An 11,667-nucleotide genomic window follows, 5' to 3' on the forward strand; every position below is an offset into this window, starting at 1 on the left:
CGGATTCTTCGACGAGGTCGCCTACCGTGAGCCAGTCACGATGCGCACCCATGGCACCCACTGGATCGAGCTCGCCCGGATGGTCGAGGAGCCGCACGCGAGCCCGATCCGAAGAGTCCCTTCGCTCTCCAACATCTTCGACGCCCGCTCCGAGGGGCTTGCGACCGGTATGGAAGAGATGATGATGCACGCGGGGCTCTTCGAAGGACGGCCCCGGGCTCGCGAGCTCATCTACATTCTGCTGGCGCAGCGCGCCGCCCGGGCGCTCGGGGGCCTGATGATGCACGCTAACGAATACACCATCGAGCAAGCGGCGGAGTTTGCTTCCCGATGGACACCTCGTGGATGGATGCCGCCGGACAGCGACACCGTCTGGGGCGAGCAGCACCTCTACCTGCAGCAGCCAGGCTACGGGACGAGCTACATCATCGGCAAGATCGAGATCGAGAAGCTCCTCGCCGAACGAGCCCTCGAGCTCGGCGACGGGTTCACCCTGAAAGGCTTCATGGACGAGTTCACCGCGGCGGGCGTCATTCCCGTCTCTCTGATTCGCTGGGAACTGACGGGGCGGGACGATGAGATCCGCCGGATGACTTCGGCTCGATAGCGAAGGGTCTCGGGGACTCGACTCGTTTCGCGATCTCTTCGAAGGCCGCACGCTGGCGCAAGGGATCCAGTCGTGGATCGACCCGGATGTCGGCCAGGTCGGTCTCTCCTTTGGCGTAGGCTCGCTCCAGCCATTCGAGAGCGCGGTCCACCTCGCCGAGCGTGGCGTAGTCGATCGCGACGTCGTAGGCTGGGCGGGCACGGGTCGCCTCGACCGACCTTCGCAGGAGAGCGCCGATGCCTTCTTCCTGGAGCGCCACCCGAGCTTGGGCGAGGCTCTCGGCCGATTCCCCTTCGAGCTCCATGACCCGTATGAAAGCTTCCCCCGCCTCTTCTTGTCGACCGGCGACGATCAGGATCCACTTCAGACTGTCGACGGCGGGAAGGAAGTCGCGATCGAGCTCGATCGTCCGCCGGCATTGCTCGATGGCGTCTTCGTAGCGACGCGCGAAGAACAACTGCCAGGCGAGCTCGGTGTGTACGATCAACGAAAGTGGGTCGAGCTCGAGCGCCCGCCGAGTCGACGCGATCGCCTCGTCGTGTCGGCCCCGCGAGGATAGAAACCCCCCGAGCCAGTGATGGGCCCGTGCGAGATTGGGATTGGACTCGACCGCTCTGCGGTATTCGCGTTCGGCAGCCTCCCAGTCCCATTGGTAGGCGTCCTTCAGGTACGCGAGCACGAGGTGGGCGTCGGCAAGGTCGGGATCGAGCTCGAGCGCCCTGGTGATCGGCTGAATCGCCGCCGAATAGGCGTCGGCAGGCTCCAGGAAGTCGTAATTGCCGAGGAGCGCATGGGTCTCGGCCAACCCGACGTAGCCGGCGGCAAAGCTCGGATCTCGGGCCACGGCCGCTTCGAAGGAGGACAGGGCGGCGGAGAACCCGTCCTGGGAGCGCTGGTTGAGAAAGAACCGCCCTCGAAGAAACAGCTCGTACGCCTGGGCGTCGGGGGGCTTTCGCTCTTCGGGAACGAGGCGAACGGCCATCGCCCGGGCGACCTCGGATGCGATCTCTCTCTGGGTAGCGATCAAACGGTCGAGCTCGCGCTCGAAGTCGGCCGACCACACGCTCGCTTCGTCCGAGCCTCGCACGAGCCGGGCGGCAATACGCAGCTTCTTGCCATCGGAGCGTACCGAGCCTTCGAGCAGGAAATCGACGTCGAGCTCCGCCCCGACCTCGCGCGCGGTCTTCGACCTGCCCTTGTAGGGCAGAACCGAAGTTCTCGCGATGACCGCGAGCTGTTCCGAGCTCTTCGTCGCGAGCTCGGTGATGAGCTCCTCGGTCAACCCGTCGGCGAGAAAGTCCTGGGAAGGGTCCTGGCTCAAGTTCTCGAAGGGGAGGACGGCGACTCGGATAGGCCCCGCGGGAGCCACGAAGATTCGAACGGCGAGGGCGAGGACACCGACCACGAGAACCGATGCCGCCAGGAGCCACGGCCATCGCTTTCGGGACGAGGCAATGGACGTCTCGACGGGGGCAATGAAGCGGTAGCCGCGCCTCGGGACGGTCGCCACGTAGCGAGGATTCGTGGCAGAGTCGTCGAGCGCCTCCCTGAGCCTCCGTACGGCCGCGTTGAGCCCCGCCTCGAAGTCCACGTGGACGGTCTCGGGCCACAGAGCATTACGGATCTCGTCGCGACCCACCGTCCCGCCGGCGCGTTCCACGAGCAGCTCGAGGAGCCTCAACGGTTGATCCTGGATGGGCACGCGTCGACCTTCGCGTCGAAGCTCGCCGCGGGTACGGTCGAGCTCGAAGAGCCCGAAGCGGAAAAGCCCTTTGGCCATTGCTCGGCACGAAGCGTAGCACGTAATGAAGAACCGCAGACCTTTCTGGATCAGAGACTTGGCGCGTCATCCTCGAATCAGGGACTCGTGGGTTGCGTTGATTGGCTCGGAGGCGAACACTCGTGCCATGTCGTACCGCAACCTGCTTCTCGTGTTTGCTGCCGCCAAGATCGGCCTCCATCTGGCGACGGCGACCGAGTACGGATATTTTCGCGACGAGCTGTACTACCTGGCCTGCTCCGAACATCTGGACCTCGGCTACGTCGACCACCCCTCGCTTTCGATTCTCGTTTTGCGAGCCTCCCGAACGCTCCTCGGGGATTCTCTCCCGGCGATACGGATCGTTCCGGCGCTGGCCGGTGCGGTGAGCCTGGTCCTCGTGGGTCTCATGACTCGAGAGCTCGGAGGAGGTCGCTACGCCTGCGCGTTGGCGCTGACCGCGGCCTTCGTGGCACCCGCCTATCTGAGTGTCAGCCAGTATTACTCCATGAACGCCCTCGACGTGATGGCCTGGGCGGTGGTTGCCTATCTGTTCATCCGAATGGCTCGCGGTGAGGAGCGTCTGTGGCTCGCGGTTGGGCTCGCCTTGACTTTGGGGCTCGCCAACAAGATCAGTGTTCTCTGGCTCGGTGCAGGATTAGCAGTAGGTCTCACCGCGACGCGCGAGCGGCGCTGGCTTCTGACGCCGGGGCCCTGGCTCGCGGCCGGCGTGGCCCTCATGGGGCTGGCTCCGTACCTGGTCTGGCAAATATCACATGGGTGGCCGACCCTCGAGTTCATGCAGGTCGCGACCACCGAGAAGATGCGCGAAGTCGCGCCCCTGGAGTTTCTCCTCGGTCAAGTGGAAATGATGCACCCCCTGACGGCTCCTCTCTGGATTTCCGGACTCCTGTTCTATTTAGCCGCGCCAGGAGGGCGTCGGTTCCGCCTCCTGGGCTTCGTCTATCTGAGCGTTTTCACAATCCTCGTGAGCGCGGGCACGAGTCGGTCGGGCTACCTGGCACCGGCCTATACCTGGCTGCTCCCGGCTGGGGCCGTCGTAGTGGAATCCTGGCTCTCCTCTCGCTGGGCGCGAACCGCTCTCGTCTTCATCCTGATCCTGGGTGGCGCGGTTCTCGCTCCGTTCACCATCCCACTGCTTCCGGTGGACGCGTATCTTCGATACGCCAGGGCGCTCGGTCAGGAGCCTTCGACGGAGGAGCGCAAAGAGCTCGGGGCGCTTTCCCAGCATTACGCCGACATGCACGGCTGGGAAGACATCGTACGCAAGATCGCTCGCGTCTGGGCCAGCCTTCCGGAGGACGAACGTTCTCGCGTCGGGATTCTCGCCCCGGACTATGGCATCGCCGGAGCCATCGACCGGTTCGGTGAGGACCTCGGGCTTCCGAGAGCTTCGAGCGGCCACAACAACTATTGGTACTGGGGCCCGACGGGCGGAAACGTCTGGATCGTGATCGGAGGCTCCGAGGCGGGCCTGGGAGCGAGGTTCGACCAGGTGACCCTGGCCCTCGATGCGCTCGACTGTGGATACTGCATGCCCTACGAGTCGCAACGCAGCGTCTGGATCGCTCGGGGCTTGAAGACATCGCTCGCTGATTTCTGGCGAGGGGTCCGCCATTTCGATTGAGCGCGTGCTGCCAAGGAGCGGCTAAGAATCAGAAGACTACGGCACTCTCGCCACGCTCGGCAATGAGTTTCTCGAGCCGGTCGAGCAGCACGTCGCGACGCGCCAGAATCGCCTCGACTTGAGGCTCCATGAGCAATCTTCCGAACTTGAAACGAAGCGTGTCGGGCTCGAGCGCCCGGATCTCCTCGACGAGGCCCTTGTCGAAACGTTCCGGGATTTGGTCGGGGTTCGGACTGAGCTCTTTGGTGCTCAAGAACGCCTGCGAGTGATCGATCAGCACGATTCCCCAGTCGGAGTCGACCAGATAGTCCCGGTCGCTCCGGTCCCAGTTGCTGATAAGGTTGTCGAAGACCTTCATGCGAGAGATCTGCCGCTCCCACCGCTCCGGCTCCGCGGGTGTTTCGTCTCCCACGTCGGCGAACAATCGGCATCCATCGACCCAGAGTTGAAGCGACCCTGGCACGCCGCCGACGGTCCTCACGACCGTGGGTGGAACCATCCCGAGGTCGAGGAGCTTGTCGAGCTCATACGCGGCGACCTCCGCCTGGTAGCTTTCCCAGGCCCAATCTTTTTTGCCTCGCTCGATGGGCTTCCACAGTCCAGAGAGCGTGCTCCCCTCCAGAGTCAAGGTCAGCTTCTTGGGGTCGTTCCTGCCTTCGCCCAGCGGCTTGATCGACGTCACCTCGCCCTTGGCGAGGATCCTCTCGACCTCCCCGGTGCGCCCCGACCAAGGCTGGGTTGCGAACGCGAAGCCAGCGATGGAGAACGACGCGATCCAAGGTATGCACCGAAAAAGCGGTATTTCTGCCCTCATCGGCTCATCCCCCTTCCTCGGATGACAAGGCGAAAATACCATCTCGTGCCGCTCGCCCGCAACCGAGCCGAGTCGTGACGCCGGGTGTTTTGTGCTAACGTCGGTCAAACGAGGAAGACGCGATGAGGAAGGGGATTTCTTTCTGTCTGGGCGCATCGATCGTTCTTCTCGTCGGCGAAAACGCCTTCGGCGAGAAGCTCCGGGGATACGTCTGGGATCTGGGCGCGAGCTCGCTCGTGGTGGAAGGCGTTCCCGTGCGGACGACCGCCGAGACCCGGATCGAGCGTCCGAATCACAAAGGCGTGACGTTTGCCGACCTTCGCATCGGCTGGGAGGTCGAGGTCGATGGCACGAGGGGAGGCGACGCTTTTCTCGCCAAGAAGCTCAAGGTGAAGAACAAGCGCTTCGAGGAAGTCGATCTCGAGGGTTTCTTGGAAGTCCGGGAGAACGCTCGGATCGAGCTCGGAGGCCGAGAGCTCGTCTGGCCCCAGGGAGCCGCGCCGTCCGAACCGCTCCGTTCGGGTATGCGTATCGATGGAAAGGGCATCGTCCTCGACCGTGGCGCGGTCCAGGTCAAGGAGGCCAAAATCTATCCGCCGGGCTTCGACGAGGAAGAAACTCGGTTCATGAGCCTCGTCGCCCAGGAAGTCGAAAAGTTGAAAGAGGAGCTCCCTCGCAGCGACGACGCGGCCCTGCAGGATTACGTTGCCCGAGTGGGCTCGGGTCTGGTGCCTCGATGGGTCGATACCGATGAGCTGAAGTTCAACTTCAGCGTCATCGAAGATCCGAGCCTGAACGCCTTCGCCCTCCCCGACGGCACGGTCGTCGTTCATACGGGACTTCTTCGCGTTCTCGAGAACGAAGCGCAGCTTGCCACCGTCATGGGGCACGAGATCGCCCATGCCACCCATCGTCACGGCTACCGAGGTTATAAACAGAGGAACAAACTGAAGTGGCTGCAGCTGGGGGCGCTGGCCGGCGGGATCGTCGTGGGCGCGAAAACCGACAATCCCTGGGCGGGGCTGCTGACGGGGCTCGGCTCGAGTCTGACCCTGGGCGCCATCGTCAACGGTCACGGCCGCGACCTCGAAGACGAGGCGGACCGCGTCGGTCTCGAGTACATGATCGATGCGGGATACGATCCCTTCCAGGCACCCGAGGTCTGGAGAATCTTCAATAGGCACACCGGAGATCAGGGAGCCGTGGCGAACTTCTTCTTCAGCGACCATTCGACGCACCAGGCGCGCATCAGCAACCTGACCCGGGAGATCAATTCGAACTATCGAGGGAAGCTGGACACGGCGTCGTTGAAGACGAACGAGGGCGCCTTCGAGAGGGCCACCGCCAAGTTGAAGGCGGCGCCCGCGAAGCCGAGCTCACGCTAACGGTCGCCGAACAAGAACTGGAAAGGCACGTGACAGCGCATCGCCCAGGAAGTCTCGTTGTGGAGCGCTTCGGGAAAGCCGAGATAAAACAGGTCCTTCCCCGGTCGATAGCCTTTCCTCACTAAGCGCGTTCTCATGTTGCGCGTGGCTTCGTAGTTGTCCTTCGGCCAGCCGCTGTCCAAATAGAACCGGACGTTGCGGCGCGGCTCGTTCTCGACGCGGGTCTCGAGATCGTCGCGCCATCCGAACGTGCTCGACAGGCACGCCGCCATGCCGAAGACCTCCGGCCACTGCCACGCCATGAAGAACGACGCCACACCCCCGAGCGACGAGCCCATCACCGCAGTGGACTCGGGCCCGGGAAGTGTGCGAAACGAGCGATCGATCTCGGGCTTCAGGTTTTCGACGAGGAATCGGCCGTACTTCTCGTAGCCCGGCTTCGTATAGTCTTTCTCGCGATCGTTCGGGTAGATGCCCACGACGATCACCTTCTTGACCAGGTTCATCGCATCGAGAAGGCTCAGGGTCTCGGGGATGCGCCAGTGATATCCCTGGAACGCCTCCTCGCGAAAAAAGAGGTTCTGCGCGTCGTGCATGTAGAGGACGGGGAAGCGCTCGAGGACGTTCTCGTGATAGCCGGGCGGATAGAAGACTCGGTAGCGGTACTCCGCTTCCCGGATCTCGCAGACGCTGCACCGGTCATCGACGTCGAAGTACGGATAGACCTCCCGGTCTTGTTCGTCGGACAGTGCGAGGTAGTTCTCTCCCGCCGACCAGCGGATCCCGTTGGTTCTCTCGCGTAGAACCGGCTTGAAATAAAGAAACGATGCCTTCGACTCCACGCGAAAGTCGAAATACGAGCTCCCGCCATCCACTGGCTCGACGTCCCTCTCCCAATCCGCTTCGGTTCGAAGAACCACGCTCCCAGCCGAAGTCAGGGGATAGTGGACGCGAATGCGAAACGTCATTTGGCTCCCGGCTCGGCCAAACGGCTCGCGCTTTCGCCGCATGCCGCGCAGGCGTGCCGCTCCAGAGCGACGCCCCCGAGATCGGGATCGACCATCGCCTCTTCGGTGGCGCTCGTGGGTTGAACGATTTTCGTCGCGTGATGCGTCATTTCGATACCGCATTCGGGACAAGTCATGGTTCTACTCCTGGGGAATGTTCTCCCGCCCGTGCCGGAGCGTCTTCGCCATCCACTCCAGCTCGTCGAGGAAGTTCGCCGTCCTGCGAATGTAAGCGGGCTCGAGGAGCTTGCCGTTCTCGTCGAAGAGCTTGTGCACGCTCGAGAAGTTGACGTCGGTGAAGATGGTCATGAGGCCCATCTCCCGAAGCGCGGGAAGCAGGCTCTGCACCACTCGGGTGCCGCCAAAGGGCCCGGCGGCCACACCCACGATACCTGCCGCCTTGTGGATGTACTCCTCGAGGCACGTATCGAGTACGTGTTTCAGAAGACCGGGAAAGCTGTGGTTGTACTCGGGCGCGACGATGATGACGCCGTCGGCACGGTTCATCTTCGCCGAGAACGACGGATCCTTGATGTCTTCTCCGGCCCCGTCGATGGGCATCGGGACTTCGGTAATGTCGATGAGCTCGGTCTCGACGGCGGCTCGCTTCGAGACTTCGCCGTGCACGAAGCGCGCCACATGAGCGCTCATCCGCCCCTTGCGGGCGGTACCGAGAATGACGGGAATGAAGAGCGGCCTGTCCATCGATTCACTCCTGGCTGACGTTGACGAAGACTTTGATGGCGTCCTTTTCGGTCGTCAGAAGGCGCATCATCTCGTCGAAACGTTCCAACCCCTCGACGGGATGCGTCAGAAGCTTGTTCAACCACCCGGGATACTCGAGCTGAGCCCGGCATAGATCGTAGATGCCCGCCTCGAAGTACTCCCGGTTCGCATTCACCGTGCCCACGACCACCTTGTTGCCGAGCACGAAGCCCAGGTTGATGGCATCGGCGGGAACGTCGACGTGGCGTCCGCCTCCGGTGACGCTCGAGAGGATGAGAACACCGTTCTTGCCGACGTGCTCCATCGCCTGGAACACGATGGGCGCGAAGCCCGTCGCCTCGAAGATGATATCGAATGGCCCATAGTCTCTGGAAGCCTCCTCGAGAGGCTTCTGTTTCGTCGAGACGTAACGCACCCCGATCTCCTGGAGGAGATCGGCGTTCCGATAGGGAGCCGGCGTTCGACCGAAGCTCGTGACCTCGAGCCCCCGCATCCGGAGGGACACGGCGGCGAGAAGACCGATGGTGCCGGCGCCGAGCACGGCAGCGCGACGGGGACGCCAGACCTTCAAGCGGCGCTGGAGCTCGTAGGCTTGAACGATGCCCTTCTCGATGACCGACGTGGGCTCGAGCAGTACTCCCACGTCGCGAAGCCCTTTCGGCAGCTTGACGATGTAGTCCGGATCGTCGACGAAATACTCGGTGAGATAACCGTGACGAAGGTTGATTCCGCGCTCGAAATAGACATCGTCGGTCGTCATGTCGTACTGGCCGATCCCGTCGTAGAAACTCTGCCCCGGTCTCCGGACCGTGGGGACGACGTAGTCACCGGGCTCGAGCTCGGTGACGTTCTCACCCACCTCGACCACCTGCCCCATGCACTCGTGTCCGGTAACCAGGAAGTCGTACCCGGGAGGCGCCTGGCCGTACTCGGCGGCGTTGATCTCTTTGTCGGTTCCGTCGACGCCGACGCGGATGACGCGAGCCAGAACGCCCCGTCCTCCGGGAACGTCCGTCACCTTTGGCATCGGCAGCTCGGTCAGATGGATGCTCGAGGCCTTGCCGGGAAACACCGCGACGGCCTTCATCTTTTCGTTGGCTCGGGGAAGAAGCATCATCGCATTCTCTCCTTTAGATGGTCCCCCACGCGAAGGGCGTTCGCCATGATTGTGAGGGCGGGGTTCATCGCGCCCGATGACGGGAAGAAACTCCCGTCGACGACGTAGAGGTTATCGATCTCGTGGGCCTTGCACGACGTGTCGAGGACGGACGATTTCGGATCCCTCCCGAAACGCAGCGTGCCGTTCTGATGGGCGACCCCGGCGATCGGTATCTGCTTGCCGATATAGGCGTTCATGTGGAACAGGTCCTCGGTGCAATCGATGTGCTTGAGCAGACTCTTGAGCTTCGCCTGGAGCCGCTTGTGTCCTTCCTCGTTGTTCCGGCGGTAGATGAGCTGGATATCGCCGCTCCTCGTCAAGGTCACACGATTCCGCGCATCGGGAAGGTCCTCGGACGTAAGCCAGAAGTCGAGCGAGTGCTTCGCCATGAGCTCGAGGGTGAATCCGGGCGCGAGCCGGGGCGCGCCGGCGGCCAGCACGTTCTTGTCGGTCTTGCCGACGAAGGAGATGTGACCCATCGGATACTCCCAGTCTTCGGAGGGGAAATAGAAATCGTTCAGGCCGAGAGTCTTCTGGAACACCGTCGGGTTCTCGCAGCGCGACAGTGCCAGCATCACCGAGTTCAAGTGGCACATGTAGTTACGGCCGACCTGATCGGAGCCGTTGGCGAGCCCGTTGGGATGACGGTCGTTGAAAGATTTCAACAAGAGCGCGGCCGAGTTGATGGCACCGCACGAGACGACGACGACCTCGGCCGAATAGGTCTCTTTCTCTCCGTTTCGCTCCACCTGGACCCTGGTGATGTCACGGCCGGAGGGGCTCGTCTCCAGTCGCGAGACGAGGGCGCCGGTCAACAGGGAAACGTTCTCGTACTCGAGAGCCGGCTCGACGCAGACGACGTGTGCGTCGGCTTTGGCGTTGACGAGACAGGGATGCCCGTCGCAGGTCGAGCACCGGATGCAGGCGCTCTTGTGCGGATTCTTCTCGTCCAGCATGATGCCCATCGGCAGGAAGAACGGGCGGTGGCCGGCTCGCTCGAGATCCTCCGCGAGCTTCGCGAGTCGTGGTTCGTGGCTCACCGGCGGGAAGCGATAAGGTGCGCTCGCGGGAGGCTCGGTCGGGTCGCTCCCCCTGAGGCCGTGCACGTGGTACAGGTGCTCGGCTTCGGTGTAATAAGGCTCGAGCTCGTCGTAGGCGATCGGCCAAGAGGGAGAGATGCCCCCATAGTGGTGCACTTCGCCGAAATCCTGCTTCCTGAGGCGCACGAGAGCCGCGCCGTAGAACTTCGTGTTGCCGCCCACGTAGTAGTGGGTTCCCGGATGGAACGCCTTGCCGTGCTCGTCGTACCAGGCGTCTTTGATGTGGTACTTCCCTTTCGTGACGACGGCACGCGTGTCCCAGTTGTCGGTCTCACGAGGAACGTAACCACCTCGTTCGAGAAGCAGTATCTTCTTGCCCGTGGGGGCGAGCCGGTGCGCCAGCGTGCCCCCTCCTGCCCCGGTGCCAATGATGATGACGTCATATCGACCGTTGGAAGCCATCTTCTAACCCTCTTTCTGCGATTCGCTCGGTGCGGAGCGTTCAAACCCTCTCGAGAGCCTCATCCTTCTCCGATGCACGAACCCGACCCGCGGTTTCGCGGGATCGGGCGCCGTCTTCCAAGAGCCGCACCGCGAGCGCGGTCCATCCCGTCTGGTGGCTGGCCCCGACGCCTCGACCGGTGTCCCCATGGAAATACTCGTAGAAGAGGACCAGGTCCCGGAAATCGGTCGCAGTGGCGTAGCGATCGACCGCCCCGTGGACGGGCCTTCGCCCCATCGAGTCGGGGAGAAAGATGGACCCGAGACGGCGTGCGATCTCTTTCGCCACCTGATCGAGGTTCATGAGCTTCCCCGACCCGGTGGGGCACTCGACCTTCAAATCGTCCCCGAAGAAGTGGTGGTAACGTTCGAGCGCCTCGACCAGCAGATAGTTGAGCGGAAACCAGATGGGCCCCCTCCAGTTGGAGTTACCGCCGAACAGCCCCGACGTGCTCTCCCCCGGCGTGTAGTCGACGCGGAAGAGCTCGCCGTTGGCGCGAAACTCGTAAGGGTGATCTCGATGAAATTGGGAGAGAGAGCGGATCCCAAACGGAGACAGAAACTCGTTCTCGTCGAGGACGTAACGAAGCAGGCGCACGAGCTTCTCTCGCGTCGGTAGCGCGAGAAGGCGGTGGCCGTGCTCTTCGCCGGGGACGCAATGCATGCAGGAGATGGAATCGGTGATGTCCGGGCGGTTCCGGAGATACCACTCGGTCCTCTTCGAAAAGCCGGGAAGCCGATCCATCACCTCCTGCTCGAGGATCTCGCAAGCGAAGAGAGGTATCAGTCCGACCATCGAGCGCGTCCGCAGGGGAATCGACCTCCCCCCGACGCGAAGCTGGTCGTAGTAGAACCCGTCCTCCTCGTCCCAGAGACCGTTTCCGCCAAGGTGGTTCATCGCTTCCACGATGGCCATGAAGTGCTCGAAGAACTTGGACGCGACGTCCTCGTAGGCCGGATCCTCCGAGGCCAGCTCCATCGCCATGGCGAGCATGGTGATGCAGTAGAAGGCCATCCAGGC

At 62.8% G+C, this 11,667-nt stretch carries 11 protein-coding genes; 3 read left to right on the forward strand and 8 right to left on the reverse strand.

Annotated features, from left to right (window positions below; genetic code table 11):
* The coding region (locus VEK15_29525; protein HXV64875.1) for a DUF885 family protein at positions 1–607 on the forward strand (607 nt) is incomplete at its 5' end.
* Here the strand turns inward: VEK15_29525 and VEK15_29530 are convergent.
* On the reverse strand, positions 531–2,387 hold the full coding sequence (locus tag VEK15_29530) for a winged helix-turn-helix domain-containing protein (GenBank protein ID HXV64876.1): 1,857 nt from the start codon (positions 2,385–2,387) through the stop codon (positions 531–533). The two genes, VEK15_29525 and VEK15_29530, sit on opposite strands and share 77 nt — an antisense overlap.
* Positions 2,388–2,514: 127 nt before the next feature.
* Between VEK15_29530 and VEK15_29535 the strand changes: the two genes are divergently transcribed.
* The gene (locus VEK15_29535; GenBank protein HXV64877.1) at positions 2,515–4,014 is read left to right on the forward strand and encodes a glycosyltransferase family 39 protein; all 1,500 of its coding nucleotides are present in this window, start codon (positions 2,515–2,517) and stop codon (positions 4,012–4,014) included.
* A 28-nt stretch (positions 4,015–4,042) separates the two neighbouring features.
* Here VEK15_29535 and VEK15_29540 read toward each other — a convergent pair whose 3' ends face one another.
* Positions 4,043–4,828 (reverse strand): hypothetical protein, encoded by a 786-nt coding sequence (locus VEK15_29540; protein ID HXV64878.1) that lies wholly within the window; start codon positions 4,826–4,828, stop codon positions 4,043–4,045.
* A 122-nt stretch (positions 4,829–4,950) separates the two neighbouring features.
* Between VEK15_29540 and VEK15_29545 the strand changes: the two genes are divergently transcribed.
* Positions 4,951–6,213 (forward strand): M48 family metalloprotease, encoded by a 1,263-nt coding sequence (locus VEK15_29545; protein HXV64879.1) that lies wholly within the window; start codon positions 4,951–4,953, stop codon positions 6,211–6,213.
* Here VEK15_29545 and VEK15_29550 read toward each other — a convergent pair.
* The 6 genes from VEK15_29550 to VEK15_29575 form a co-directional block, all read right to left on the reverse strand.
* Positions 6,210–7,181, reverse strand: a complete 972-nt coding sequence (locus VEK15_29550; GenBank protein HXV64880.1) for an alpha/beta hydrolase-fold protein — start codon at positions 7,179–7,181, stop codon at positions 6,210–6,212. The genes VEK15_29545 and VEK15_29550 overlap by 4 nt on opposite strands.
* Entirely contained in the window at positions 7,178–7,357 is a 180-nt protein-coding gene (locus VEK15_29555; protein ID HXV64881.1) for a hypothetical protein, read from the reverse strand. Before VEK15_29555 ends, VEK15_29550 begins: the two co-directional genes overlap by 4 nt.
* Positions 7,358–7,361: 4 nt before the next feature.
* Positions 7,362–7,925, reverse strand: a complete 564-nt coding sequence (locus VEK15_29560; GenBank protein HXV64882.1) for an NAD(P)H-dependent oxidoreductase — start codon at positions 7,923–7,925, stop codon at positions 7,362–7,364.
* Between the two features lie 4 nt (positions 7,926–7,929).
* Positions 7,930–9,063 (reverse strand): glucose 1-dehydrogenase, encoded by a 1,134-nt coding sequence (locus VEK15_29565; protein HXV64883.1) that lies wholly within the window; start codon positions 9,061–9,063, stop codon positions 7,930–7,932.
* Entirely contained in the window at positions 9,060–10,607 is a 1,548-nt protein-coding gene (locus VEK15_29570; protein HXV64884.1) for a GMC family oxidoreductase, read from the reverse strand. Before VEK15_29570 ends, VEK15_29565 begins: the two co-directional genes overlap by 4 nt.
* A gap of 40 nt (positions 10,608–10,647) precedes the next feature.
* On the reverse strand, positions 10,648–11,667 hold a 1,020-nt coding region (locus VEK15_29575), incomplete at its 5' end, for a glucosidase (protein ID HXV64885.1).

The organism is Vicinamibacteria bacterium (genome assembly GCA_035620555.1).
In the GTDB taxonomy this organism is placed as follows: domain Bacteria; phylum Acidobacteriota; class Vicinamibacteria; order Marinacidobacterales; family SMYC01; genus DASPGQ01.